23 protein-coding genes and 1 tRNA gene are annotated in these 26013 nt (G+C 70.2%); 20 read left to right on the top strand and 4 right to left on the bottom strand.

Annotated elements, in window-relative coordinates; all coding sequences use genetic code 11:
- Positions 1-179 precede the first annotated feature (179 nt).
- From ABGB17_RS28060 to pyk, 9 genes are all read left to right on the top strand, one after another.
- Positions 180-788 (top strand): DoxX family protein, encoded by a 609-nt coding sequence (locus ABGB17_RS28060; RefSeq protein ID WP_347634793.1) that lies wholly within the window; start codon positions 180-182, stop codon positions 786-788.
- A 13-nt stretch (positions 789-801) separates the two neighbouring features.
- Positions 802-1569, top strand: coding sequence for a thioredoxin domain-containing protein (locus ABGB17_RS28055; RefSeq protein WP_347634791.1), 768 nt, complete (start codon positions 802-804; stop codon positions 1567-1569).
- Positions 1570-1580: 11 nt separating this feature from the next.
- A complete protein-coding gene (gene lgt / locus ABGB17_RS28050; RefSeq protein ID WP_347634789.1) occupies positions 1581-2720 on the top strand; it encodes a prolipoprotein diacylglyceryl transferase in 1140 nt (379 codons plus the stop codon).
- A 31-nt stretch (positions 2721-2751) separates the two neighbouring features.
- Positions 2752-3558: a hypothetical protein gene (locus ABGB17_RS28045; RefSeq protein ID WP_347634787.1), complete on the top strand. Its 807-nt coding sequence runs from the start codon at positions 2752-2754 to the stop codon at positions 3556-3558.
- A gap of 9 nt (positions 3559-3567) precedes the next feature.
- A complete protein-coding gene (locus tag ABGB17_RS28040) occupies positions 3568-4227 on the top strand; it encodes a hypothetical protein (RefSeq protein WP_347634785.1) in 660 nt (219 codons plus the stop codon).
- Between the two features lie 272 nt (positions 4228-4499).
- Positions 4500-9014, top strand: a complete 4515-nt coding sequence (gltB, locus tag ABGB17_RS28035; protein ID WP_347634783.1) for a glutamate synthase large subunit — start codon at positions 4500-4502, stop codon at positions 9012-9014.
- 17 nt (positions 9015-9031) lie between these two features.
- Positions 9032-10516, top strand: a complete 1485-nt coding sequence (locus ABGB17_RS28030) for a glutamate synthase subunit beta (RefSeq protein WP_347634781.1) — start codon at positions 9032-9034, stop codon at positions 10514-10516.
- Between the two features lie 158 nt (positions 10517-10674).
- Entirely contained in the window at positions 10675-12423 is a 1749-nt protein-coding gene (locus tag ABGB17_RS28025) for a S8 family serine peptidase (RefSeq protein ID WP_347634779.1), read from the top strand.
- Between the two features lie 308 nt (positions 12424-12731).
- Positions 12732-14165 (top strand): pyruvate kinase, encoded by a 1434-nt coding sequence (gene pyk / locus ABGB17_RS28020; RefSeq protein ID WP_347634777.1) that lies wholly within the window; start codon positions 12732-12734, stop codon positions 14163-14165.
- Positions 14166-14344: 179 nt separating this feature from the next.
- Here the strand turns inward: pyk and ABGB17_RS28015 are convergent.
- Positions 14345-14417 (bottom strand) — tRNA-Leu (locus tag ABGB17_RS28015).
- Positions 14418-14466: 49 nt separating this feature from the next.
- Between ABGB17_RS28015 and ABGB17_RS28010 the strand changes: the two genes are divergently transcribed.
- The 7 genes from ABGB17_RS28010 (at position 14467) to ABGB17_RS27980 (ending at position 21277) form a co-directional block, all read left to right on the top strand.
- On the top strand, positions 14467-15057 hold the full coding sequence (locus tag ABGB17_RS28010; RefSeq protein ID WP_347634775.1) for a response regulator: 591 nt from the start codon (positions 14467-14469) through the stop codon (positions 15055-15057).
- Positions 15058-15549: 492 nt separating this feature from the next.
- Complete coding sequence (locus tag ABGB17_RS28005; protein WP_347634773.1) at positions 15550-16746, top strand: branched-chain amino acid ABC transporter substrate-binding protein; 1197 nt, start codon at positions 15550-15552, stop codon at positions 16744-16746.
- A gap of 92 nt (positions 16747-16838) precedes the next feature.
- A complete protein-coding gene (locus tag ABGB17_RS28000) occupies positions 16839-17807 on the top strand; it encodes a branched-chain amino acid ABC transporter permease (protein ID WP_347634771.1) in 969 nt (322 codons plus the stop codon).
- A complete protein-coding gene (locus tag ABGB17_RS27995; RefSeq protein ID WP_347634769.1) occupies positions 17804-18952 on the top strand; it encodes a branched-chain amino acid ABC transporter permease in 1149 nt (382 codons plus the stop codon). The genes ABGB17_RS28000 and ABGB17_RS27995 overlap by 4 nt, the downstream gene beginning before the upstream one ends.
- Complete coding sequence (locus tag ABGB17_RS27990) at positions 18949-19731, top strand: ABC transporter ATP-binding protein (protein ID WP_347634767.1); 783 nt, start codon at positions 18949-18951, stop codon at positions 19729-19731. Before ABGB17_RS27995 ends, ABGB17_RS27990 begins: the two co-directional genes overlap by 4 nt.
- Positions 19721-20437 (top strand): ABC transporter ATP-binding protein, encoded by a 717-nt coding sequence (locus ABGB17_RS27985; RefSeq protein WP_347634765.1) that lies wholly within the window; start codon positions 19721-19723, stop codon positions 20435-20437. The genes ABGB17_RS27990 and ABGB17_RS27985 overlap by 11 nt, the downstream gene beginning before the upstream one ends.
- Before the next feature lie 330 nt (positions 20438-20767).
- Entirely contained in the window at positions 20768-21277 is a 510-nt protein-coding gene (locus tag ABGB17_RS27980; protein WP_347634763.1) for a DUF4188 domain-containing protein, read from the top strand.
- Between the two features lie 68 nt (positions 21278-21345).
- Here ABGB17_RS27980 and ABGB17_RS27975 read toward each other — a convergent pair whose 3' ends face one another.
- Together ABGB17_RS27975 and ABGB17_RS27970 are read right to left on the bottom strand one after the other, a co-directional pair.
- On the bottom strand, positions 21346-21882 hold the full coding sequence (locus tag ABGB17_RS27975) for a DUF6879 family protein (protein ID WP_347634761.1): 537 nt from the start codon (positions 21880-21882) through the stop codon (positions 21346-21348).
- Between the two features lie 70 nt (positions 21883-21952).
- Entirely contained in the window at positions 21953-22348 is a 396-nt protein-coding gene (locus tag ABGB17_RS27970) for an ATP-binding protein (RefSeq protein ID WP_347634759.1), read from the bottom strand.
- Between the two features lie 168 nt (positions 22349-22516).
- Here ABGB17_RS27970 and ABGB17_RS27965 point away from each other — a divergent pair, with 168 nt between their 5' ends.
- The gene (locus tag ABGB17_RS27965) at positions 22517-23344 is read left to right on the top strand and encodes a helix-turn-helix transcriptional regulator (RefSeq protein ID WP_347634757.1); all 828 of its coding nucleotides are present in this window, start codon (positions 22517-22519) and stop codon (positions 23342-23344) included.
- A complete protein-coding gene (locus ABGB17_RS27960) occupies positions 23334-23537 on the top strand; it encodes a DUF397 domain-containing protein (RefSeq protein ID WP_347634755.1) in 204 nt (67 codons plus the stop codon). Before ABGB17_RS27965 ends, ABGB17_RS27960 begins: the two co-directional genes overlap by 11 nt.
- A gap of 48 nt (positions 23538-23585) precedes the next feature.
- Here the strand turns inward: ABGB17_RS27960 and ABGB17_RS27955 are convergent, their stop codons facing one another.
- Complete coding sequence (locus ABGB17_RS27955; protein ID WP_347634753.1) at positions 23586-24131, bottom strand: DUF4352 domain-containing protein; 546 nt, start codon at positions 24129-24131, stop codon at positions 23586-23588.
- A 204-nt stretch (positions 24132-24335) separates the two neighbouring features.
- Here ABGB17_RS27955 and ABGB17_RS27950 point away from each other — a divergent pair, with 204 nt between their 5' ends.
- Together ABGB17_RS27950 and ABGB17_RS27945 are read left to right on the top strand one after the other, a co-directional pair.
- Entirely contained in the window at positions 24336-25154 is an 819-nt protein-coding gene (locus tag ABGB17_RS27950) for an ABC transporter substrate-binding protein (protein WP_347634751.1), read from the top strand.
- A gap of 4 nt (positions 25155-25158) precedes the next feature.
- A complete protein-coding gene (locus ABGB17_RS27945) occupies positions 25159-26010 on the top strand; it encodes an amino acid ABC transporter permease (RefSeq protein ID WP_347634749.1) in 852 nt (283 codons plus the stop codon).
- Positions 26011-26013: the final 3 nt, after the last annotated feature.

The following is a 26013-nucleotide window of genomic DNA, read 5'->3' as shown; positions in this document are numbered from 1 at the left end:
CGGCCGCGCTCCCTCGTCGTGTCCCACGATCGTTTACCCGCCGCTTATCGAGGCCATGATGGGGTGGTCAGCCGGTAGCCTACGGCGGTAGCGCCAGGTGACGGCCGCGTGCCGCGGCCCCGGCGCCCGGCCGTACGGCGCCCTCCCTGCGCGTGACGGCCGTCACGAGCAGGGAGCCCGTGGCCGAACTAGGAGACGTCGATGACAGCGAGAAGAGCGTGCCGATGAGGTCGCTGAACGTACGTGACGCGCTACCCTGGGTGACGACCGCCGCCAGGCTCGTGGTGGCCGGGGTGCTCATCGTCGCGGGCTGGTTGAAGATCGGCACGCCGGCGTTGTCCGTCCAGGCCGTCAAGGCTTACGAGCTGCTGCCGGAACAGGTCGCCACCGCGGTGGGCTACGGCCTGCCGATCGTCGAGATCGTCGTAGGGGTGCTGCTTGTCATCGGGCTGCTCACACGTGCGGCGGGCGCGGTCTCCGCGCTGCTCATGCTGGCCTTCGTGGTCGGCATCGCCTCCGCGTGGGCGCGCGGGCTGCGCATCGACTGCGGCTGCTTCGGCGGCGGCGGGCAGCTCGGCGCCGATCAGGACCCGAACTACCTCTGGGAGCTCCTGCGCGACGCGGGGCTGTTCCTGCTGGGTGTCTGGATCATGCGGTTCGGCCCGGGGCGCCTCTCCCTCGACTCGGCCCTCGGCCTGGTCGGCCCCCGCGGGACGCGCGACGCGGACGGCGACGGCGACGCGGAAGGTGTCGATGGCGACGGGCTGGGGGCGCCCAGCCCGGTGTGAAGGAGAACCCCTGATGAGCAAGGCCGCGCGAGAGCTCTCCGCCCGTGAGCGGATCAGGTCCCAGCGTGAGGCGGACCGCCGCCGCGAACGCCGCAGGCGCCTGATCACCGCCGGTGCCGTCACGGTGGTGGCGCTCGCGACGCTCGGCGGCGGCTGGTGGTACGTCCAGACCGGCCGCTCCGAGCGCGCCACCGCGGCCCTCGCGCCCGTCACCGTGCAGAGCGACGGCACCGTCGTCATGGCGCGGCCCGGGGTGAGCAAGCCCGTCCTCGACATCTACGAGGACTTCCAGTGCCCCGCCTGCCAGGCCTTCGAGCGCGCCAGCGCCGCCACCGTCAAGAACCTCGCCGCGGCCGGGAAGGTCAAGGTCGTCTACCACCCGGTCACCATCTTCAGCGAGGAGCCCGCGGGCCCCAACACCATGCGCGCCTCCTCGGCCGCCCGCTGCGTGCGCGACGGCAGGCAGTGGATCACCTTCCACGACCGGCTGTTCAAGGAGCAGCCGCCGGAGACCTCCAGCGGCTTCGCCCTCTCCGACCTCGTGAAGTGGGGGGAGGAGGCCGGGGTGACCGACCCCGGGTTCGCCTCCTGCGTCACCTCCATGAAGAACGCGCAGGCACAGGCCGCGTACACCAAGAAGGTCATGGCCTCCGGCGTGATCACCCAGGGCACCCCCACCCTGCGGCTGGACGGCACGGAACTCGACAACAGGGTCGCCTTCTCGCCCTCGGCGCTGCGCGGGGCGGTCCTTGATGCCGCGCAGCGGGCCGGGACGCGGTAACGTCACCTGACATGCCCTTGGCCTCCATTCCCAGCCCGTCCGAAGGGGTCTGGTACCTCGGACCGATCCCACTGCGGGCGTACGCTCTTTGCATCGTGCTCGGCGTCATCGCCGCCGTCTGGATCGGGGAGCGCCGCTGGCGCGCCCGCGGCGGCGAGCCGGGCACCATCACCGATCTGGCCGTCTGGGCCGTCCCGTTCGGCCTGGTCGGCGGGCGGCTCTACCACGTCATCACCGACTGGCAGTTGTACTTCGGGCCGAACGCCCCGAACCGCCCGATCGACGCCCTGTACATCTGGCACGGCGGCCTCGGCATCTGGGGCGCCATCGCGCTCGGCGCCGTCGGCGTGTGGATCGCCTGCCGCCGCCGCGGCATCTCGCTGTCCGCGGTGGCCGACGCCGTCGCCCCCGGGATCGCGGTGGCCCAGGCCATCGGCCGCTGGGGCAACTACTTCAACCAGGAGCTCTTCGGCGGGCCCACCACGCTGCCGTGGGGCCTGGAGATCGACCCCGGGCGTCCCGGCACCGTGCCCGGCGTGTCCACCTACCACCCGGCGTTCCTGTACGAGTCGCTGTGGGACCTCGCGCTCGCCGGCGTCCTGGTGCTGATCGGCAGCCGGTTCGCCCTGCGGCACGGCCGGCTGTTCGCGGTGTACGTCGCGGGCTACACCCTCGGCAGGTTCTGGATCGAGGGCCTGCGGGTCGACCCGGCCCACGAGATCCTCGGCCTGCGCCTCAACCAGTGGACCTCGGTCGTCATCTTCGCCGGCGCCCTGGTGTACCTCTACCTCACCAGGAACAAGACCACCCCGGAGATCGTGGTCCCCGAGGCCGGCCCCGGCGAGGACGTCCTCGACCAGGCCCACGGCGCCGACCAGGCCGACGCCGAGGAGATCGAGCAGGTCCAGCTCGCCGCGGCCGCCGAGGAGTCACCGGACGGCAGCACGTCGGAGGGTGGGACGGCACCGGCGGGCGACACGCCCGGTGACGGCACGGCCCCCGGTGACGGCGACGCGGAGGACGCCCCGGCGTCGCCCGCGGTCGTCCCCGTGCTCGACCAGGACACCGCCGACCCCGCCCACCCCGCCGACCAGGCGGACGCGGGGGAGGTCCCGGCGCGGACGGCCGGCCCGGAGGCGGGCAGCCGATGACGCGGGGTGACGTCGGGAGCGCCGGCGTTCGGTGAGCGGGCGCAGCAGCAGCAAGAGGCGCAGATCCTCGTTCGAGGTCCCCGCTCTGTCGGAGCGGGGACTGAGCGAGCGGCAGCAGCGCACCCTGACGGCGGTGGGCGTGGTCCTGGCGGTGCTGATCGGCGGGACCGGCCTGACCTTCGTGGTGAGCCGTCTCGGCATCCATGACCCGGTGCCCGAGCCGGGCACCTCCGCCGAGATCGGGCTGCCGCACCCGGAGGAGTACCAGGCGTGGCCGTCGCCCGCGCTGTTCGGCCCGATCGCCGACCGCACGGCCGACCGCACCCCGCTGCGCGCGGAGGAGGTCTTCGCCGTCAAGACCGTCAGGGGCGACAAGCTCACCCTGAAGCTGCTGAACCGCCGCCTGGACGCCTGCGCCCCCGTCATGTGGGGCGGCAGCGCCCTGGCCCGGCTCGCCGAGACCGGCTGCTCCCAGGCGGTGCGCGGGCTGTACCTGAGCGCCGACCGCAGGTACGTCGCGCAGTACACGCTGTTCAACATGGCGGACGCCAAGAGGGCCGGCGACTTCGTCCAGCAGATGTCCACCCTCTACCGGGGCGGTGGCTGGGTCCGTGCGCTGGAGTCGGACGCCGCGACGTTCGGCGTCGACGGCTACGCCGAGGGCAGCGGCTACGCGATGGGGCACTACGCCGGGTTCGTCTGGGTGGCGCGGGCCGACGGCCGCGAGCCGACCCCCAAGGACGACTTCGTGTCCCTGACGCTGGCGGCCCGCGCCGGCGAGAAGGCCGTCTACCGCCGTGTGGTCGCCGTGACCGGCCCGTCCCCGGCGGCCGGGTGAGGGAGAGCGATGGCCCGCGTGTGGATCGTCGCGGCCGCCTTGGTGGTGCTGGGCGGCGGCGGGGTGGCGGCGTTCGCGCTCACCCGTCCGGAGACCGGGCCGAGCCCGGCGGTGTTCCGGGGGGAGCGCACCTCCGCGTTGTACGCGCCCATCGCCTCCCGCCAGGGTGATTCCCGGCCGCTGACCGTGGGCGAGGTGTTCGGCCCGGCCACGGCGGAGTTGCGCGCCGAGGGTGTCACCATGGTGCGCCGCGGCACCGTGGCGTCCGGCGACTGCGCGGAGGCGTTGTGGGGCAGCGGTGTCGCGGAGGCGGCCACCGGGTGCGCCCAGGTGGTGCGGGCGGGGTACGCCGGCGGTGACGGCCGGGTGTCCGGGCAGTACGCCGTGTTCGACCTGCCGGACGGCGCGGCGGCCGACCGCCTGGTCGCGGCGCTCGACCCGGCGCGCCGCGGCGGTTTCCTGCGCCCCGCGCCCGGGCAGCCGGCGCTCGACCCGGCCCGCAGCCGCGCGCAGGCCCGCGCCCTCGGCCACTTCGTGGTCGTGAACTGGGTGGGCGCCGCCGAGGGCGCCGGCACGGCGGATCTCGCGTTCCCCCAGCTCGCCTTGGAGCCGCTGGCCGGGTTCGCGCAGCGCCGGGTGCTGGACGCGGCCGGCGGCGACGGCACTTGACCGGAAACCGACCAAAATATGGAGGGTTAAGCACCAAATCCGGTGGAATAACGTTCATCCGGGGTTCGTTCCATAGTGCGGCCGGGGACGCATGATGGGGCCACCAGGGCGCCCATCCAGTGGTGAATGTTCGCGATTCCCCCCTGGCGGGCACTATTCCGGCAGGGTGCGGTAGTCTCTACACACCTCATACAGCAGCAGGGCCAACGTCGTCCCTCTTGCCTGCACTCGCCATTCCAGACGAAGCAGACGAAGACGACGGGAGGGATTCAATGCCTGCTGCCCGCCTCGGTCTCCCCGAGCCCCAGGGCCTGTATCACCCCTCGCAGGAGCACGACTCCTGCGGTGTCGCGATGGTCGCGGACGTCCAGGGACGCCGCAGCCACGACATCGTGGCGAAGGCCCTGACGGCCCTATGCAATCTCGATCACCGGGGGGCCAAGGGTAGCGAGCCGGACACCGGGGACGGCGCCGGCATCCTCACGCAGATGCCGGACGCGTTCCTGCGCGCCAACGTGCCCTTCCCCCTCCCGCCGGCCGGCTCCTACGCCGCCGGCATCGCGTTCCTCCCGGTGGACGAGGAGGCCCGCGCCATCGGCGTCCGCATGATCGAGGAGATCGCCGCCGAGGAGGGCCTCACGGTCCTCGGCTGGCGCGAGGTCCCGATCGACACCGCGCACGCCGGCCCGAGCGCCCGTGCGGTCATGCCGTCCTTCCAGCAGCTCTTCGTGGCGTCCCCGGGCGGCGAGAGCGGCATCGACCTGGACCGCCTGGTCTTCTGCCTGCGCAAGCGCGCCGAGCACGAGGTGGACGTCTACTTCCCCTCGCTGTCGTGCCGCACCATCGTCTACAAGGGCATGCTGACCACGCCGCAGCTCGAGCCGTTCTTCCCCGACCTGTCGGACGAGCGGTTCACCAGCGCCATCGCGCTGGTCCACTCGCGTTTCTCGACCAACACCTTCCCGTCCTGGCCGCTCGCGCACCCGTACCGGTACGTCGCGCACAACGGCGAGATCAACACGGTCAAGGGCAACCGCAACTGGATGCGGGCCCGCGAGGCCATGCTGGCCACCGACCTGATCCCCGGCGACCTGGACCGGCTGTTCCCGATCTGCGACCCGGACGCCTCCGACACCGCGTCGTTCGACGAGTGCTTGGAGCTGCTGCACCTCGGCGGGCGCTCCCTGCCGCACGCGGTGCTCATGATGATCCCCGAGGCGTGGGAGAACCACGCCGAGATGGACCCGGCGCGGCGGGCGTTCTACGAGTACCACTCCACCTCGATGGAGGCATGGGACGGCCCGGCGTCCATCACGTTCAGCGACGGCACGCTGGTCGGCGCCGTGCTCGACCGCAACGGCCTGCGTCCCGGCCGTTTCTGGGTGACCGTGGACGGCCTGGTGGTGCTGGCCTCGGAGGCCGGCGTGCTCGACATCGAGCCGTCCAAGGTGGTGCGCAAGGGCCGCCTCCAGCCCGGCAAGATGTTCCTCGTCGACACCTCCCGCGGCACGATCATCGAGGACGACGAGATCAAGGCCGAGCTGGCCGCCGAGCACCCCTACGGCGAGTGGCTGCACGCGGGCCTGGTGCGCTTCGAGGAGCTTCCCGAGCGCGACCGCCCCATCGTCACCCACGAGGCGCTGGTCAAGCGGCAGCAGACCTTCGGGTACACCGAGGAGGAGCTGCGGATCATCCTCGCCCCGATGGCGCGCAGCGGCGCCGAGCCGATCGGCTCGATGGGCACCGACTCCCCGGTGGCCGTGCTGAGCGAGAAGCCCCGGCTGCTGTTCGACTACTTCAGCCAGCTCTTCGCGCAGGTCACCAACCCGCCGCTTGACGCGATCCGCGAGGAGCTCGTCACCTCCCTGCAGACCACGATCGGCCCGGAGGGCAACCTGCTCGCCCCGGGCTCGGCGTCCTGCCGGCGGCTGGTGCTGCCGTACCCGGTGATCGACAACGCCGAGCTCGCCAAGATCATCCACATCAACGACGAGGGCGCGCTGCCCGGCTTCCAGCCGCACGTGGTGTCCGGTCTGTACGAGGTGGCCACCGGCGGCGAGGGCCTGCTGCACCGTCTCGAGGAGATCTGCGCGGAGGTGTCCCGGGCGATCAGGGACGGCGCCCGCATCATCGTGCTCAGCGACCGCGGCTCGGACGCGCGTCTCGCGCCGATCCCGTCGCTGATGCTCACCGGCGCGGTGCACCACCACCTGATCCACGAGAAGTCCCGCACCCGCGTGGGCCTGGTCATCGAGACCGGCGAGGCCCGCGAGTGCCACCACATGGCGCTGCTCATCGGGTACGGCGCCTCCGCGGTCAACCCCTACCTCGCGATCGAGACCGTCGAGGACATGACGGCCCGGGGCGAGCTGACCCTGCCGCCGCGCACCGCGGTGCGCAACCTCATCAAGGCGTACGGCAAGGGCGTCCTGAAGGTCATGTCCAAGATGGGCGTGTCCACGGTGGCCTCCTACACCGGCGCGCAGATCTTCGAGGCGCTCGGCCTCGGCCAGGACGTCATCGACGCCTGCTTCGCGGGCACCACCTCGCGCCTCGGCGGCGTCGGCTTCGACGTGCTGGCCGAGGAGGCGCGGCAGCGGCACGTGCGGGCGTACCCACGGGCCGAGAACGCCCACCGGCGCCTGGACGTCGGCGGCGAGTACCAGTGGCGCCGCGAGGGCGAGCCGCACCTGTTCAACCCCGAGACGGTGTTCCGGCTGCAGCACGCCACCCGCACCCGCCGGTACGAGATCTTCAAGCAGTACACCGGCCTGGTGGACGAGCAGTCCGAGAAGCTCATGACGCTGCGCGGCCTGTTCCGGCTGCGTGAGGGCGCGCGCCCGCCGGTGCCGATCGAGGAGGTCGAGCCGGTCTCGGAGATCGTCAAGCGGTTCTCCACCGGCGCGATGTCCTACGGGTCGATCTCCCGCGAGGCGCACGAGACCCTCGCCATCGCCATGAACCGCCTCGGCGGCAAGTCCAACACCGGGGAGGGCGGCGAGGAGCCCGACCGCCTGCACGACCCGGCGCGCCGCAGCGCGGTCAAGCAGGTGGCCTCCGGCCGGTTCGGCGTGACCAGCGAGTACCTGGTCAACGCCGACGACCTGCAGATCAAGATGGCCCAGGGCGCCAAGCCCGGCGAGGGCGGCCAGCTTCCCGGCCACAAGGTGTACCCGTGGATCGCCAAGACCCGGCACTCCACGCCCGGCGTCGGCCTCATCTCGCCGCCGCCGCACCACGACATCTACTCGATCGAGGACCTCGCCCAGCTCATCCACGACCTGAAGAACTCCAACCCGCGGGCCCGCGTGCACGTCAAGCTGGTCGCCGAGGTCGGGGTCGGGACGGTGGCCGCGGGCGTCAGCAAGGCCCACGCCGACGTCGTGCTGATCTCCGGCCACGACGGCGGCACCGGCGCCTCGCCGCTCACCTCGATCAAGCACGCGGGCGCGCCGTGGGAGCTCGGCCTCGCCGAGACCCAGCAGACCCTGCTGCTCAACGGCCTGCGCGACCGCATCGTGGTGCAGGCAGACGGCCAGCTCAAGACCGGCCGCGACGTGGTGGTCGCCGCGCTGCTCGGCGCCGAGGAGTTCGGTTTCGCCACCGCGCCGCTGGTGGTGTCCGGCTGCGTCATGATGCGGGTCTGCCACCTGGACACCTGCCCGGTCGGCGTGGCCACGCAGAACCCCGAGCTGCGCAAGCGGTTCGCCGGCAAGCCCGAGTTCGTGGTCAACTTCTTCGAGTTCATCGCCGAGGAGGTCCGCGAGTACCTCGCGGCGCTCGGCTTCCGCTCGGTCGCCGAGGCCGTCGGGCACGCCGAGATCCTGGACACCTCGGCCGCCGAGGACCACTGGAAGGCGTCCGGGCTGGACCTGTCGCCCATCCTGCACCGGCCGTCGCTGCCCGAGGGCACGCCGCTGCACCGCACGGTGGAGCAGGACCACGGCCTGGAGAAGGCGCTGGACAACACGCTGATCCAGCTCGCCGAGGGCGCGCTGAAGTACGGCGACCGGGTGACGCTGGACCTGCCCATCCGCAACGTCAACCGCACGGTCGGCACCATGCTCGGCCACGAGGTGACCAAGCGGTACGCCGGGGCCGGGCTGCCCGACAACACCATCGACGTGACGTTCACCGGCTCGGCGGGCAACTCCTTCGGCGCGTTCCTGCCGAAGGGCGTCACCCTGCGGCTCACCGGCGACGCCAACGACTACCTCGCCAAGGGCCTGTCCGGCGGCCGCGTCACCGTGCGCCCGCACCCCGACGCGCCGTTCAGCGCCGAGACGCAGGTCATCGCGGGCAACGTCGGGCTGTACGGCGCGACGTCCGGCGAGGCGTTCATCCGCGGCGTGGTGGGGGAGCGGTTCTGCGTACGCAACTCCGGCGCCACCGCCGTGGTGGAGGGCGTCGGCGACCACGGCTGCGAGTACATGACCGGCGGCCGGGCCGTCGTGCTCGGCCCGACCGGGCGCAACTTCGCGGCCGGCATGTCGGGCGGCGTCGCCTTCGTGCTGGACCTCGACCCGGTGCGGGTCAACCGCGAGATGGTCGCCATCGAGGAGCTCACCGACGAGGACTCGGAGTTCCTGCGCGACATCGTGGAGCGCCACCTGGCCGAGACCGGCTCCACGGTGGCCAAGGCGCTGCTGGACGACTGGGACGGCACGCTGGTGCGGTTCGGCAAGGTCATGCCGACCGACTACAAGAGGGTGCTCGAGGCCGCCGCCGTGGCGCGCGCCGAGGGCAGGGACATCGACGAGGCGGTCATGGCCGCCGCGCACGGCTGATCAAGGGAGGTACACCGATGGCCGACCCCAAGGGTTTCCTGGCGCACGCGCGCGAGCTGCCGGCGCGCCGCCCGGTCGACGTCCGCATCCGCGACTGGCGTGAGGTCTACGAGGACTTCCCCGCCCCCGCCCTCACCAAGCAGGCGGCGCGCTGCATGGACTGCGGCATCCCGTTCTGCCACAACGGCTGCCCGCTCGGGAACCTCATCCCCGAGTGGAACGACCTCGTCTACCGGGACGACTGGCGCGAGGCGATCGAGCGGCTGCACGCCACCAACAACTTCCCGGAGTTCACCGGGCGGCTGTGCCCGGCGCCGTGCGAGGCGGCGTGCGTGCTCGGCATCAACTCCGACCCGGTGGCGATCAAGCGGGTCGAGGTCGAGATCATCGACCGGGCCTTCGCCGAGGGCTGGGTGCAGCCGTGCCCGCCGGCCGTCAGGACCGGCAAGCGGGTCGCCGTGGTCGGCTCGGGCCCCGCGGGTCTCGCGGCCGCGCAGCAGCTCACCCGGGCCGGGTACGACGTGGTGGTGTTCGAGCGCGCCGACCGCGTCGGAGGCCTGCTGCGGTACGGCATCCCCGAGTTCAAGATGGAGAAGCGCCACCTGGACCGGCGCCTGGCGCAGATGCGCGCCGAGGGCACCGAGTTCCGGGCCGGCGTCAACGTCGGCGTGGACGTCACGGCCGAGCGGCTGCGCGAGGAGTTCGACGCGGTCGTGCTGGCCGGCGGCGCCACCGCCTGGCGCGACCTGCCGGTGCCCGGACGCGAGTACGACGGCGTCTACCAGGCCATGGAGTACCTGCCCCTGTCCAACAAGGTGCAGGAGGGCGACATGGCCGACTCGCCGGTGTCGGCGAAGGGCAAGCACGTGGTGGTGATCGGCGGCGGCGACACCGGCGCCGACTGCGTCGGCACCGCGGTGCGCCAGGGCGCGGCCTCCATCACCCAGCTCGAGATCATGCCGAAGCCGCCCGGCGCGCGGCCGGACGCCCAGCCGTGGCCGACGTACCCGATGTTGTTCAAGACCGAGAGCGCGCACGAGGAGCTCGAGGCCGGCCTCGGCGACCGGGTGTACGCGGTGTCCACCACCGGGTTCCTCGCCGACGAGGCGGGCCGGGTGCGGGCGCTGAAGCTGGTCGACGTGGAGGGCCCGGCCACCGGGTTCAGGCAGGTGCCGGGCAGCGAGCGGGAGATCCCGGCCGAGCTGGTCACCCTGGCCATGGGCTTCCTCGGGCCGGAGAAGGGCCCGCTGCTGACCGACCTGGCGGCGCAGGCGTCCGATCCGGAGAAGTTCTTCGACGCGCGCGGCAACATCGCTCGCGACAAGTCGTACATGTCCGGTGTGCCGGGCGTGTTCGTCGCCGGTGACATGGGACGCGGCCAGTCGCTCATCGTGTGGGCCATCGCGGAGGGCCGGTCGGCCGCCGCGGAGGTGGACCGCTACCTCAGCGGCCAGAGCGCGCTGCCCGTGGCCATCCCGCCGACGGCGCGGCCTCTGGTCTGATCACGGTGTTTTTCGGCGTTCGGTGTTTTCCACGTGAGTTGTCATGACACATGTGTATAAAGGACCGGACGCCGGAGGATTTTTGCGCAACTTGCTTTGATCCTCGATTCACAGAATGATGCTGCCTCGATCAAGATCGAGGTTTGAGGAGAGGGTCGATGCTGCGGGGGTACAGGCGGGCCGTGCGCGCCGCCGTTCCGGTCGTGATGGCGGGCGCGCTGGTCGCGGGCGCGGTGATGCCGGGCTCCCCGGCCCCCGCGTCCCCGGCCCCGCGCGACGGCGCGGCCGAGGTGGCCAGGTCGGGCGACTACCTGGTGTTCCACGCGCCGGGACGCCAGAGCGAGGCGCTGCGCGCCGTCGAGGCCGGCGGCGGGTCCGTCGCGGGCGCAGACGCGCGGCTCGGGTACGTGATCGCGCGCGGCGCGGGCGCGGCGTTCGCCGAGCGGGTGGGCGCCGACCCGTCCGTGGTGGGCGTCACCGTCAACCGCCGGGTCGGCTCGGCCGCCGCGCTGACCCCCGCCCAGCTCGCCGCGGCCCCCGAGGCGCTGCCCATCCTGCCCGCCGAGACTTCGGCGGCCGGGGACTCCTCGGCGTCCGCGAAGGTGTCGTCCGCGGCCTTCACCGCGTCCGCCGCCGGCGAGCCGATGGCCGGGCGCCAGTGGGACATGCGCATGATCGGCGCCACGCCTGGCGGCTCGTACGCCAAGGCACGCGGCACCAAGAAGGTGCTGGTCGGCATCATCGACACCGGTGTGGACGGCTCCCACCCCGACATCGCGGCCAACTTCGACCGGGCGCGCAGCCGCAACTTCGTGGTGGACCGCCCGCTCGACCCGAAGGGCAAGACCCTCGACGGTCCCTGCGAGTACAAGAACTGCAAGGACCCCGCCGACGTGGACGACGACGGCCACGGCACGCACGTCGCCGGCACCATCGGCGCGCCGATCAACGGCATCGGCATGGCGGGCGTGGCGCCCGGGGTCGGCCTGGTCAACATCCGGGCCGGGCTGGACTCGGGGTTCTTCTTCCTCAAGCCCGTGCTCGACGCCCTCACCTACGCGGGCGACGCGGGCGTCGACGTGGTCAACATGAGCTTCTTCGTGGACCCGTGGACGTTCAACTGCACGAAGAACAGCGCCGACTCGCGGGCCGAGCAGCTCCAGCAGGCCGGCATCGTCACCGGCGTGCAGCGCGCCCTCGACTACGCCCGTGCGCGCGGCGTCACGCTGATCAGCGCGCTCGGCAACGAGTCCACCGACCTCGGCCACCCGGTGGCCGACGACACCAGCCCCGGCTACCCCGAGGGCTCCGAGCGGCAGCGCACCATCGACAACACCTGCCTCAACGTGCCCGCCGAGTCCCGCGGCGTCATCTCGGTGTCCGCGATCGGGCCGAGCAAGCGCAAGGCCTGGTACTCCGACTACGGCACCGAGCAGACCGACGTCTCGGCCCCCGGCGGCGACCCCACCGACGCCGGCACCTCGCTGAAGGGCACGGCGCGTGAGATCCTCGGCCCGGCCCCCAAGCGCGCCCTGCGGGCCCAGAAGCTGATCGACGCCTCGGGGCGGCCGGCCACCTCCTCGGTGCTGCGCGAGTGCCACCACGGCTCGTGCGCGTACTGGCAGTACCTGTCCGGCACCTCGATGGCCTCGCCGCACGCCGCGGGCGTGGCCGCGATCCTGGTGGCCCGCTTCGGCAAGCCGGGGAAGGGGGGCCTGGCGCTCGCCCCCTCCAAGGTCGAGAAGCTGCTGTACGCCACGGCCACCCGTACCCGCTGCCCGGCCACCGGCTCCACGCGCTACCCCTCCACAGAGGAGACCCACATCTGTGCGGGCGGCGCCGCCAAGAACGGCTTCTACGGCCGCGGCATCGTGAACGCCGGCCGGGCCGCCACCACCAAGGGCTGACCGGGGCCGGACCGCGCCCGGCCGGTGACGGCCGGGTGAACGGCCCGAGGCGGTCTGGAGGACTCGCCGCCCGGCGGCGGGCGGGGCGTTTATCCTGAGAGGCGCACGAACACGAACGTGGACCTGGGTCGTCCGGCCCGCCGCGCCGGTCGTGACCGAGGCCCGCATGGCGTCCCTCCGGCCGCGCCGTCGCCCCGGGCCGCCACCGGACGGGGAGTCGTCGCCAGGGGTCGCCCGGGGGTGTCCCCGGCCGGTCGCGGGCCACTTCCGCCTCCATCCAGTGGTCTGTACCAATTAGGGTAGGACTTGTGAGTCGTCGAGCGAAGATTGTCTGCACACTGGGCCCCGCCACCTCCTCTCCGGAGCGCCTGCGCGAACTGATCGCCGCGGGTATGGATGTCGCGCGGTTCAACCTCAGCCACGGGAGCCACGAGCTCCACAAAGAGGTGCACGGGCGGGTGAGGGAGGCCGCCGCCGAGCTCGGCAAGGGCGTAGGAGTCCTCGCCGACCTCCAGGGCCCCAAGATCCGGGTGGGCCGGTTCGCCGAGGGCCCGGTGCGGCTCGGTTTCGGCGACGTCTTCACGATCACCACCGAGGACGTCCCCGGGGACCGCGACCTGGTGTCCACGACCTACGAGGGCCTGCCCTCCGACGTGCGCCCCGGTGACCGCATCCTGGTCGACGACGGCCGCCTGGTGCTCGAGGCCACCGCCGTGGACGGGCCGCGCGTGGTCACCAAGGTCATCGTCGGCGGCATGATCTCCGACAACAAGGGCCTCAACCTCCCCGGCGTCGCGGTGTCCGCCCCCGCGCTCACCGAGAAGGACGAGGAGGACCTGCGCTGGGCCCTGCGCACCGGCTTCGACATGATCGCCCTGTCGTTCGTGCGCAGCCCCGAGGACGCCGCCCTGGTGCGCCAGATCATGGACCAGGAGGGCGTCCACCTGCCGCTGCTCGCCAAGATCGAGAAGCCGCAGGCCGTCGATCTCCTCGAGGAGATCGTCGACGCCTTCGACGGCATCATGGTCGCCCGCGGCGACCTCGGCGTGGAGCTCCCGCTGGAGCAGGTGCCGATCGTGCAGCGCCGCGCCATCGCCCTGTGCCGCGAGAAGGCCCACCCGGTCATCGTCGCCACCCAGATGCTCGACTCGATGATGGGCGCCCCCCGCCCCACGCGGGCCGAGGCGTCCGACGTCGCCTTCGCCGTCATGGACGGCGCCGACGCGGTCATGCTCTCGGGTGAGACGTCCGTCGGCAGCTACCCCATCGAGTCGGTGTCCACGATGGACCGCATCGCTCTCGCCGCCGAGGCCGAGTCGTTGCAGTCCACCCACACCTTCGACCGGGTGCCCGAGACCACCGGCGGCGCCATCGCCCGCGCCGCGGCCGAGGTCGGCGCCATCGTCGGCGCCCGGGCCCTGTGCGCGTACACCATGTCGGGGGAGACCGCCCGGCGCCTGGCGCGCTACCGCTCGCCGATCCCGCTGCTCGCCTTCACCTCAGCCCCCGAGGTGCGCGGCCAGCTCGCCCTCACCTGGGGCGTGGAGACCTACGAGGTGCCGTTCGTGCACCACACCGACGACATGGTGCGCCAGGTCGAGTCGGCGCTGCTGTCGGCCGGCCGCTGCGAGAAGGGCGACAAGGTCGTCATCGTGGCGGGCTCCCCGCCCGGCACCCACGGCTCCACCAACGCGCTGCGCGTGCACACCATCGGCTCCGCGGTGTCCTCCAGCGGCGCCTGAGCGACGAGAAACGGCGACGGCCACCCCGGGAGTCCCGGTGGTGGCCGTTCCGCTGTCGTGCGGTGTCTCCTGCCGCTTCCCCGGCAGGGTCTCCCAGATGTTCCTTCCGCCCGCGCCGGCGTGCCGGTGCCTGAGCGGCCCGGCGGCCCGCGTCCGCCGTGTACGGCGGCGCCGGTCGGTGCCCCGAGTGGGATTCGAACCCACACTTGATGGATTTTGAGGCCATTGACTCTGCCGTTGGTCTATCGGGGCGCTCGCCGCGCGTGTCCCTAATCTAGCGGACGTCGGTACTCTCTTGGTCGTGAGTACGCAGCGGCGAGTGGTGATCGCGGAAGACGAGGCCCTGATCCGCCTCGATTTGAAGGAGATGCTGGAAGAGGAGGGCTATGCCATCGTCGGTGAGGCCGGAGACGGCGAGACGGCGATCAAGCTGGCTCTGGAGCGCCGGCCGGACCTGGTGATCCTGGACGTCAAGATGCCGATCCTGGACGGCATCTCCGCCGCCGAGCGCATCGTCTCGGAGCGGGTGGCGCCCTGCCTGATCCTCACCGCGTTCTCCCAGCGCGACCTGGTGGAGCGGGCCAGGGACGCCGGCGCCATGGCCTACCTCGTCAAACCGTTCACCAAGTCCGACCTGGTCCCGGCCATCGAGATGGCGGTCAGCAGGCACGAGGAGATGGCCGCCCTGGAGCGTGAGGTCACCACGCTCGGCGAGCGGCTGGAGACCCGCAAGCTCGTCGAGCGGGCCAAGGGCCTGCTGATGGCCCAGCACGGGTGGACCGAGCCGCAGGCGTTCCGCTGGATCCAGAAGGCCTCGATGGACCGCCGCATGAGCATGCGCCAGGTCGCCCAGGCCGTCGTCACCGAGGCCGGCACCCAAGAGAGCTCCTGACGGCTGACGGCGCGGCCGCGCCCCGCCGGAGCGCGGCCAAGCCCCGTCGCCGGAGCGCGGCCGGGCACCTCCGGAGCGCGGCCGGGCACCGCCGGAGCGCGGCCGGGGCACCGCCGGAACGCGGCCGGGGCACCGCCGGTGGCCCTTGCGAGGGCTCCCGCCCCAGGGCCGTGTACCGCCGGGAACGTCGGAGGAATCCGCTCCGCCGCTGACGACCGGCCGGGTTGACTGCGTGGGCCCGTGGGCGGTCAAGGCGGGCCCGATCGGGAGGGGACCCCACCGTCCGCGCGCCCTTGCCTCCGAGGTGACCTTTACTTTTCTGGTCGATCGCCGAAGAGGACCGGTGTGATAACGAAGCGGTAACGTGGGGTCTCTCTGTACCGACCTGTGACTTGAGCTGGGTGTAATGCCGTCAACAACCCCGGCCGTACCCGGCCAGGGGGGCTCTGTGGACCCGATCCCGACGTGGGATCAGGCGAAAGGAAGGCAACCTTGCGGCCCAAGATTGCTCGCCTCGGGGGCGTGCTCGCCGTCGGTGTGGCACTAACCGTTGGTCTCGCCGCCTGTGGCGGTGGCTCCGAGCCGGAGGCGGGCGGTGGTGGATCATCCGCCGCGCCGACCACGCTCAAGATCGGCTTCATGGGTGACCTGTCGGGTGAGAACTCCGGCATCGTGATTCCCCCGCGCAACGGCGCCCAGCTCGCCGTGGACGAATACAACGCGACCAACCCCAAGGTCAAGATCGAGCTTGTCCCCTACGACAGCCGCGCCGACGCGAGCACCGCGGTCGCGCTGGCCCAGCAGGCGGTCAAGACCGACAAGGTCGTCGCCATGGTGGGCCCCGCTTTCTCCGGTGAGTCCAAGCAGGCCGTGCCGGTGCTGGAGGAGGCGAAGATCCCGAACATCTCCGCCTCGGCCACCAACGTCGACCTCGCCAAGAACGGCTGGAAGTACTGGCACCGCGTCGTCCCCAACGACGGCGTGCAGGGCCCGGCCATCGCCGACTTCATCGCCGGCCCCGCGGCCGCCAAGAACGTCTTCGTGATCGACGACAAGTCCGAGTACGGCCTCGGCCTCGCCGACGCGGTCCGCGCGCAGCTCAAGACCAAGGGCGCCACGGTCACCGACGACGCGCTCGACCCGAACGCCACGGACTACTCCTCCACGGTGAACAAGGTCGTGTCCGCCAAGCCGGACGCGGTGTTCTTCGGCGGCTACTACGCCGGCGCGGGCAAGCTGCTCAAGCAGCTCCGCGACAAGGGTGTGACCGCCAAGTTCTTCTCCGGCGACGGCTCGCTGGACAAGGGCATCATCGAGGGCGCCGGCCAGGAGCAGGCCGAGGGCGCGCTCATCGGCTGCCCCTGCCGCATCCCCACCCCGGACGAGACCGACGAGAAGGTCAAGAAGTTCGCGGCCGACTACAAGGCCAAGTTCGGCGCCGACCCGCTGATCTACGCGACCGAGGGCTACGACGCGATGACCGCCTTCACCAAGGCGATCGGCGCGGGCGCGACCACCCCGGACGCCATCAACGAGGCCATCGGCAAGTCGGACTTCGACGGCATCTCCAAGCACATCAGCTTCGACCCGACCGGCGAGCCGTCGGCCAAGTCGATCTACATCTACCAGGTGAAGGCGGGTCAGATCGGCCTGCTCGGCGACTCCACGACCGCCAAGCTCGAAGGCTGACGGTCACCGGGCAGTAGTTGGAGGGGCGGGAACGCCGCGTGCGCTCCCGCCCCCGTCCGTGTCGCGTGCCGGCTTCCTGAAAGCGATTCCCTGTGTTCGATAACCTTCTCGGCTCCTTCTGGCCGTACACGATCGACGGCCTCATCCTGGGCGCGATCTACGGCCTCGTCGCCCTGGGCTACACGATGGTCTACGGCGTGCTGCGACTCATCAACTTCGCTCACTCCGAGATCTTCATGATCGGCACCATGGCGTCGGCCTTCGTCGTCATGACGATGGGCTTCACCCAGCCGCTGACCGGCCTCGCCCTCGTCGGCGGGCTGTTGCTCATGCTGCTGGTGGGCGGCGCGGCGTCCGCGGGCTCGGCGGTGCTGCTCGAGCGCATCGCCTACCGCCCGCTGCGCAAGCGCGGCGCCTCGCGCCTGGCCGCCCTCATCTCGGCCATCGGCGCCTCGCTGTTCCTCCAGGAGCTCTTCGCCCTGGTGATCATCCCGCACGTCTTCAACCGTCCGCAGCAGGGCCGCAACCAGATGGGCGTCGCGCGCATCATGGACAAGGACGTGCTGTTCACGCTCGGCGGCGCTCAGATCAGGGCCGACCAGATCCTGATCTTCGTCGCGGCGATCGGCATGATGGTCCTGCTCGACCTGCTGGTCAACCGCACCAAGATCGGGCGCGGCATCCGGGCCACCTCGCAGGACCCGGAGACCGCGGTCCTGATGGGCGTGGACATCGACAAGATCGTGCGTATCACGTTCCTCATCGGCGGCCTGATGGCCGGCCTCGCGGGAGCGTTGTTCATATTGCAGTTCGAGATCACCAAGTTCTCCATCGGCTTCCTGCTCGGCATCAAGGCGTTCACCGCCGCGGTGCTCGGCGGTATCGGCAACCTACGCGGAGCCCTGCTCGGCGGCCTGTTCCTCGGACTCATCGAGAACTACGGCGCCGCGATCTTCGGCTCGGGATGGAAGGATGTCATCGCGTTCACGGTCCTCGTCCTGGTCCTGATGTTCCGGCCCACCGGCATCCTCGGTGAATCCCTTCAGCAGGCACGCGCATGAGCACGAACTCCACGATCACCAACGGCAGGAACGCCCTCTCCGCGTTCACCGACGGCATCCGCGACCGCTGGGCCGGCGCGCCCGGCTGGCAGCGCTGGACCGTGTACATCCTCGTGTTCGTCATCGCCCTGCTGCTGCCCGCCGACCCGATCGGCAGTGTCATGTCGCCGTACAGCGACTGGGCCAGCGTGCTGTTCTTCCCCATCGGCACGTTCGTGGTGCTGGCGATCGGCCTCAACGTCGTGGTGGGCCAGGCCGGCCTGCTCGACCTCGGGTACGTCGCGTTCTTCGCCATGGGCGGCTACTCCATGGCGCTGCTCGGCACCAAGCTGGGGCTGAACTTCTGGGAGATCATGGTCGTCGGCGTGCTGCTGTCGGCCCTGTCCGGAGTCGTGCTCGGTGGCCCGACGCTGCGGCTGCGTGGCGACTACCTCGCCATCGTGACACTCGGGTTCGGTGAGATCGTCCGGCAGACCGCCGAGAACACCGACGCCATCGGCGGCCCCCGCGGCATCGCGGGCATCCCGCACCCGCCCAGCGTGGACGGCGTCATGATCTTCGGGGTGGACGTCTTCCACTACGGCGTGCTCGACCCCCGGCCGTACTACTACCTGCTGGTGGTGGTGGCCGCCGCGATCATCATCTTCGTGAAGCGGTGGGAGAAGAGCCGGGTCGGCCGCGCGTGGGCCGCGATCCGCGAGGACGAGGACGCCGCCGAGGTGATGGGTGTCCCGACCTTCAAGTTCAAGCTGCTCGCCTTCGCCATCGGCGCCGCCATCGGCGGGGCGATGGGCGTCGTCTGGGCCGGCAAGACGATCTCGATCAACCCGAACGACTTCCATTTCATGTTGTCGGCCACCATCCTCGCGGCGGTCGTGCTCGGCGGGTCGGGCAACGTGCCCGGCGTCATCCTCGGCGCGTTCCTCGTCGCCTGGTTGCCCGAGCGGTTCCGCGGCCTGTCCGAGTACCGCATCATGGTGTTCGGGGCCGCGCTGGTCGCCCTGATGATCTTCCGGCCGGAGGGCCTGCTTCCGTCCCGGCGAAGAAAGGCCGAGCTGGAGGAAGGCACAGGCGGCATGGGCAGCCTCGGGGCCGAGGTCGCAGGGCCGGATTCCCACCACGCGGCAGAAGGAGCGGCCAAATGAGCGACCCGCGTGCGCTTCTGCGGCTGGAGACGGTCAAGATGCAGTTCGGCGGCGTCGTCGCGCTGCGCGACGTCGAGCTGACCGTCAACGAGGGCGAGATCTTCGCGCTGATCGGGCCGAACGGCGCCGGCAAGACCACGGTGTTCAACGTGGTCACCGGCGTCTACCGCCCGACGTCCGGGCAGGTCGTGTTCGACGGCGACCGCATCGACGGCATGAAGCGCTACAAGGTCACCAAGCGCGGCATCGCCCGTACCTTCCAGAACATCCGGCTGTTCCACAACATGTCGGCCCTGGAGAACGTCATGGTGGGTGCGGACGCCCACCACCGCGCCGGCATGTTCAGCGCGGCCCTCGGGCTGCCCTGGCACCGCCACGAGGAGCGGGACGGCCGGGCACTGGCCCGCGAGCTGCTCGACTTCGTCGGCATCGGCAACCGGTGGGAGGAGACCGCGAAGAACCTCCCGTACGGCGACCAGCGGCGGCTGGAGATCGCCCGCGCGCTGGCCACCAAGCCGAAGCTGCTGCTGCTGGACGAGCCGGCCGCGGGTATGAACCCGGCGGAGAAGGAGGCCCTCCAGGGCCTCATCCGCAAGATCAGGGACGCCGGGCGCACGGTGCTGCTGATCGAGCATGACATGGCGCTGGTCATGGGCATCAGCGACCGCATCGCCGTGCTCGACTTCGGCCAGAAGATCGCCGACGGCCTTCCCGCCGAGGTGCAGAACGACCCGCGGGTCATCGAGGCTTATCTGGGGGCTCCGGCCGATGCTTCTTGAAGTCAGCGACATCCGCGTCCACTACGGCAAGATCGAGGCGATCAAGGGCGTGTCCCTCCACGTCGAGGAGGGGGAGATCGTCACCCTCATCGGCGCCAACGGAGCGGGCAAGACCACGACGCTGAAGACCATCTCGGGCCTGCGTCCCCTGACCTCGGGCAGCGTGGTGTTCGAGGGCAAGGACATCAGCAAGCTCGCCGGCCACAAGCGGGTACTGGCCGGCATCGGCCAGTCCCCCGAGGGCCGGGGCGTGTTCCCCGGCATGACCGTCACCGAGAACCTGCTGATGGGTGCCTACACCCGTTCGGGCGACCTCACCAAGGACCTCGACGAGGTCTTCGAGCTGTTCCCCCGCCTCGCCGAACGCCGCAACCAGGCGGGCGGCACCATGTCCGGCGGCGAGCAGCAGATGGTCGCCATCGGCCGCGCCCTGATGAGCAAGCCCAAGGTCCTGCTCCTGGACGAGCCCTCCATGGGCCTGGCCCCCATGCTGGTCGCCCAGATCTTCACCATCATCAAGGAGATCAACAACCGTGGCACCACGGTCCTCCTGGTGGAGCAGAACGCCCAGCAGGCCCTCCAGCTGGCCCACCGCGCCTACGTCCTGGAAACCGGCCGGGTCGTCAAGTCCGCCCCCGCCGCCGACCTCCTCAACGACCCCCATGTCAGAGAGGCCTACCTCGGCGGCGAACTAGGCGCCCACTGACGGCATCTAACAAAGAGACCGCCCACCGGGACGCGACCCCGGGAAGCGGCCAGAAGAAACACCGCCCGGCCGGAAAGCGGCCCCCGGCCGGGTGGCCGGATACACCCGCCCGGCCGGGACGCGACCCCGGCCGGGCAGGTTACTTTCCACCTCCCGAGCCAGACGCGCTCGAGAGGGAAGTCGCCGTTCACTGTCTTCCGGGTCTGGTTCAGTGCTGGTCAAGTTCGGATTCGTATGGTGAGGCTGCTGGGGAGCGACGGTCCGCCCACGTCGGACACGACCTGCCTCCCGCACTAGCCCATGCGTGACCCGAGCCGTGAGGAGCGTTGGATGCCAACTCGCGTGACCAGGCAGACCGTCGATCTGTCCGCCTATCCCGATCTCATAGTCCTGTACCTCGGCATGCGGGTGAATCGTCTGTACGGGGTCCGGACCTTCTTCAGCTTCGGCCGGAAGATCAGTGAGTCGGTGGCGGGCGAGCCGGACGGGCTGCTGCTGCATGAGCCCGTGTACTACTCGTTCTTCCCGATGAACATGGGAATGCGCCAGTACTGGCGGGACCTGCCGTCGCTGCTCACCTTCGCCCGGTCCGAGCCGCATCGGGAATGGTGGTTGGACTTCCTGCGAGACTCGGGCGGCACCGGTTTCTGGCACGAGACGTACTCGGTCAGAGGTGGCATGGAGGCCATCTACGACGACGTGCCCAAGCCGCTCGGATTCGGACGGTTCGCCGGCCTCCAGCGCGCCCGCGGCCCCATGTTCGGTTCCGCGGCCCGCCTGGGACGCTCCGACGACGACGGCGACCAGGTGCTGAGCGAGACCGACCTCTACAAGCGCTAGCCGGGTCAGAGGCGGCGCCGGTACCCGCGGCCGGCCCGCTCCACACGTGCCACGGCCGCCGCGGCCGGCTAGGGCGATCCCAGGTCGGGGGAGTAGAACCCGTGCTCCATGCCCCTGTGCCAAACGGCCTCGAACGCCGAGGAGCAGAGCGCGCTCACGGCGGGGTCATCATCGACCAGGGCGAAACCGGTCGGCTCTCCGTCTCCGCTGTGGAAGACGAAGCACACCAGATCATCGTCGAACTGCCAGAAATCACACGCGGGGAGAGCCAAGTCGTACGCCTGCGTCCTAGGCAGCCACCGCACCTGCTCGCCACCCATGAGGTTGGCCATGGGGGTGATCGCGTGCTCGTACCTGATGTAGTCACTGACCGGCTCGGACACCACCCTCACGCGGCGGAAGGACACTCCCCGCTCGATGTGCGCACGGACCGTCCTCACCCAGGGGAGGAGGTGGTCGTACCGCCAGATCTCCTCGATCGGGACGCCGTCCCGCCACGCGCGGTAACCGATGTCGCTCATGCCGTACGAGTCACGCAGCTCGATGCGCGTGACCGAACGCCGTGCCTTCTCGAAGAGCTCCGCGAAATCGGGGATCACGGACACCGCACGCCTCCCGGATGCTCTCGCGCGACACAGGGACGGCACCCGTGCGGCGCGCTCGTCCTCGCCTGTCCTACCGGCGCTGGTACCTCACCTGGAACCACACCGTACGTCCGGCCGGGGCGTCGTGGACGGCCCACTTGTGCGAGATCATCTGTACGAGCCTGAGACCGCGGCCTCCCTCGGAAAGAGCGTCCTGCTGGATCTCGGGAGCCGTCGGCCCTCCCGCGTCCACGACGTCGACGTGGATGAGGTCGTGGCAGTCGGCTATCGCGAGGGTGATCCGTCCGCCGTTCTTCGAGTTCGAGTGGAGTACCGAATTCGTGACAAGTTCGGAAACCAGGAGGGTCACATCCTCCAGGGCCGGGTGGTCCTCTCCGAGCTTCAGCCTGACGAACTCGCGCGCCATGGACGCAGATTCGGGAACTCCCACCAGATCAGTGACTCCCAGCAGGATTCCTGTACGCATGGCTTGCCTTTCACCTTAGGGGACGTGGGTCTCTGGTGACTTCGCTTACCAGATTGAAGGCGGAGGGTTACCATGGGTAGCGGTTTCGTTTCACGGTGCCACCACAACTCATGCGATTGAGTAAGTGAGTGGCCCGATGCGTCCGGATATGGCGAGAAAGGCGGTGTCTTGTCCTCTGCACAGGAAATAGACCCGAACGAGTCTCCGCGCGCCCTCTTCGCCTTCGAGTTGCGCCGCCATCGCATGGCCGCTGGGCTGACGCAGCAGCAGTTCGGGGATCGGATCGGTTACTCGGACTCGCAGGTGGCGATGGTCGAAACCCTGAAGCGACCTCCGACCCGGAAATTCGCGGAGCTGTGCGACGAGAAGTTCGGGCTGGACGGCGCGATGACCCGCCTGTTCATGGCCACGAAGTGGCAGACGGCGCCCGAGTACTTCCGGCCGTGGCTGGAAGATGAGCAGGACGCCACGGGCCTTTGCAGTTGGGAACCGATGCTCATTCCCGGCCTGTTCCAGACCGAGGCGTACGCCCGCGAGATGTTCGCGACGGCGCCGGGTATCACCGCCGAAGAGGTCGAGGAGCGACTGGCGGGCCGCATGCGGCGGCAGTCCATTCTCAATCGCGCAAAACCACCCCTGATCAGCGTCATCATGGATGAGGCGGTGCTTCACCGGCGAATCGGTGGGGCGCACGTCCTGCGGGAACAGCTCCAGTTCGTGCTCGAAGTCGCCCAGCGCCCCGAGGTGACCCTTCAGATCGTTCCGTATGAGGCGGAGGCTCACTGCGGGCTCGCGGGAGGTGGGTTCATCATCGCTGAGAAGAACGGGGCCCCTTATGCCGCCTATACGGACGCGCAACCTGTTGGGCGCACTATTGATGACCGGCAGGTCATAGGACAACTGGCGGCCCGATATGACGTCATTCGGGCTGAGGCTCTACCGTGCAAACAATCGGTCAAAGTCATCAAGGAAGTGGTGAGCCGCAATGACTGGTGACCTTCGGGACGCACAGTGGCGCAAGAGCAGCTTCAGTACGGACACCGGCAACTGCGTGGAGGTCGCGTCGAACCTGCCGGGTCTTCGGGCCGTGCGGGACAGCAAGGACGTGGCTGGGGCGGTGCTGGTCTTCGGGCCGGCCGAGTGGGCGGTGTTCGTGGGGAGTGTCAAGGACGGCACGCTGGGCGTCTGACGTGGCGTGGGTTCGTGGGCCTCTGCCTCGGAGGTGGGGGCCGCGGGCTCAGCGGAGGCGGACCTCGACGCCCTTGGAGGGGCCGATGGCGCCGAGGGGTGGGTCGCCGAAGAAGCGGATGGCGGTGATGCGGGCGTCCTTGGGGTAGTCGTACCAGAGGTCGAACTGCATCTTCACGAAGGAGCCGACGGGGAGTTCGTCGGGCTGGCGTTTGATGGCCTGGCCTTGGGTGTCCATGTGGAAGGTGCGGCCGTCGGAGGCGACGAGGAGTTGTTGCTTGGCGTCGAACTTCTGGTTGGTGCGGTCGGTGCTCTCGATCTGGACGCGGACGCGGGCGTAGTAGCCCTTGGCGTTCCACTCCGCGTGGCTGCCGAACATGCTCGGCATGCCGTCGCTGTAGCCGAGGACCCGGAAGCGCATCTGGCCGTCCACCACGGGGGCGGCCTTGATGACCGTCTCGTCGGGGCGGGCGGTCTCGGCGGGGATGAGGTAGGTGCGCGGGGCGGCGGGGGTGGGTGCCGCGGCGGGCTCGCCTGAGCAGGAAGCGATCGCCAGCGTGACGAGCACGGCACACACGGCGCGGGGTGACCTCACGCCTCGCACCATAACCGGTGGGAGCACCAGGCTGCGTCAGGTGTTGTGCGATCGTTTCATTCCGGTAATACCCCCGGTGACCAGGTGCGGGACCATGGCCAGGGTTACGGTAACTTAACTTAACTCCGACATTGAGCCAAAGAGGAGGACGTTGTGGTCTTTTGGTCCAGACGTCGCCGTATGACATCAATCGGGGCACTGGTTGTGAGTGCCACGTGCCTTCTCTCCGCTTGCGGCGGCGGATCGGACGAGCCCACCACGGGCGCCAGCGCCTCCGCGGGCGGAGGGTCGTCCGCCGCTGCCCCCGGCGTCAAGCTGATCAGCCCGGGCAAGCTCACGACCTGCACCAACCTGCCGTACGAGCCGTTCCAGTTCAAGGAAGGCGACAAGGTCGTCGGCTTCGACGTGGACATGGTCGACCTGGTGGCCAAGCGGCTGGGGGTCACGCAGGCGATCGTCGACATCGACTTCGCCGTGATCAAGAGCGGTGCCGCCCTCAACGCCGGCAAGTGTGACGTCGCCGCCGCGGGCATGACCATCACCCCCGAGCGCCAGCAGAACCTCGACTTCTCCGACCCCTACTTCGACGCGACGCAGGCCCTGCTCGCCAAGAAGGGGACCGGTGCCAAGTCGCTGGAGGACGTGAAGGCCAAGGGTCTCAAGCTCGGCGCGCAGGCCTCCACCACGGGCCTCGACTACGTCAAGAAGCAGGGTCTCGACCCCACCGAGTTCGCCGACTCGCCGAAGGAACTGCTCGGTCTCCAGTCCGGCCAGGCCGACGTGATCGTGCAGGACCTGCCGGTCGTGCTCACCTGGCTGAAGAAGCCGGAGATCGCCGACAAGTTCGAGCTGATCGCCAGCCTCGACACCGGTGAGCAGTACGGCATCGGCCTGAAGAAGGGCAACACCGAGCTCCTCAAGATCATCAACGAGGAGATCACGAAGGCCAAGTCCGACGGCACCTACGAGCAGATCTACGTGAAGTGGTTCGGCAAGAAGCCGGGCGAGCTGGGAACCACCTGATCCGATGACGGACCAGTCCAATACGGACGGGCCTACGGGACCGGCCGGGGTGAACCCCGGCCGGTCCCGGCTCAGTCCCCGAAAGCGGCAGCGCATCAGCCGCGCGATCCAGTACGTCGTGCTGGCCGCGGCGGTCGTCGCGCTCGTGTTCTTCGTCAACTGGGACGGTCTCGCGCTGAACTTCGCCAAGATGGACGTGGCGGAGCAGGCGTTCCCCGACGTGTTCCTCGTGGCGCTGAAGAACACCATCATCTACACGGTCGGCGGCTTCGTCTTCGGGTCGCTGTTCGGCCTGCTGCTGGCGCTGATGCGCCTGTCGTCGGTGCGGCCGTACCGGTGGATCGCGACGGTCTACATCGAGATCTTCCGAGGTCTCCCCGCGCTGCTGATCTTCCTCTTGATCCTTTTCCTGCCGCTCGCGCTGCCCGGCTTCCAGGTCCCCGGCGGCACGTACGGGCAGGGCATCCTCGGCCTCACCATCGTCAGCGCGGCCTACATGGCCGAGACGCTGCGGGCCGGCCTGCAGGCCGTCCCAAGGGGCCAGACCGAGGCCGCCAGGTCCCTCGGCATGTCGCACTCGCGGGCCATGGTCTCGGTGGTCATCCCTCAGGCCGTCCGGATCGTGATCCCCCCGACCACCAACCAGTTCGTCTCGCTGCTCAAGGACTCCTCGCTCGTGCTCTTCCTCGGGGTGAGCGGCGAGTACGTCGAGCTGACCAAGTTCGGCAACGACCTGGCGTCCACGACGGGCAACGCCACCCCCATCATGGTGGTGGGGCTGACGTACCTGCTCGTCACCATCCCGCTGGGCTATCTCGCCGGCCGCCTGGAACGGCGCCAGGGAAAGGGGCGGTGACCC

Origin of the sequence: Sphaerisporangium sp. B11E5, from assembly GCF_039871875.1 — a bacterium.
Taxonomy (GTDB): domain Bacteria; phylum Actinomycetota; class Actinomycetes; order Streptosporangiales; family Streptosporangiaceae; genus Sphaerisporangium.
Note: the sequence above shows the minus strand (reverse complement) of the source record. Positions and strands in the feature narration are given on the sequence as shown.

Coding starts and splice junctions, on each gene's coding strand:
- ABGB17_RS28030 (WP_347634781.1), top strand. CDS start 9,032: ATGGCCGACCCCAAGGGTTTCCTGGCGCACGCGCGCGAGCTGCCGGCG.
- ABGB17_RS27980 (WP_347634763.1), top strand. CDS start 20,768: ATGCCAACTCGCGTGACCAGGCAGACCGTCGATCTGTCCGCCTATCCC.
- gltB (WP_347634783.1), top strand. CDS start 4,500: ATGCCTGCTGCCCGCCTCGGTCTCCCCGAGCCCCAGGGCCTGTATCAC.
- ABGB17_RS28025 (WP_347634779.1), top strand. CDS start 10,675: ATGCTGCGGGGGTACAGGCGGGCCGTGCGCGCCGCCGTTCCGGTCGTG.
- ABGB17_RS27985 (WP_347634765.1), top strand. CDS start 19,721: ATGCTTCTTGAAGTCAGCGACATCCGCGTCCACTACGGCAAGATCGAG.
- ABGB17_RS27995 (WP_347634769.1), top strand. CDS start 17,804: ATGAGCACGAACTCCACGATCACCAACGGCAGGAACGCCCTCTCCGCG.
- ABGB17_RS27945 (WP_347634749.1), top strand. CDS start 25,159: ATGACGGACCAGTCCAATACGGACGGGCCTACGGGACCGGCCGGGGTG.
- ABGB17_RS28055 (WP_347634791.1), top strand. CDS start 802: ATGAGCAAGGCCGCGCGAGAGCTCTCCGCCCGTGAGCGGATCAGGTCC.
- ABGB17_RS27990 (WP_347634767.1), top strand. CDS start 18,949: ATGAGCGACCCGCGTGCGCTTCTGCGGCTGGAGACGGTCAAGATGCAG.
- lgt (WP_347634789.1), top strand. CDS start 1,581: ATGCCCTTGGCCTCCATTCCCAGCCCGTCCGAAGGGGTCTGGTACCTC.
- ABGB17_RS27960 (WP_347634755.1), top strand. CDS start 23,334: ATGACTGGTGACCTTCGGGACGCACAGTGGCGCAAGAGCAGCTTCAGT.
- ABGB17_RS27970 (WP_347634759.1), bottom strand. CDS start 22,348: ATGCGTACAGGAATCCTGCTGGGAGTCACTGATCTGGTGGGAGTTCCC.
- ABGB17_RS28040 (WP_347634785.1), top strand. CDS start 3,568: ATGGCCCGCGTGTGGATCGTCGCGGCCGCCTTGGTGGTGCTGGGCGGC.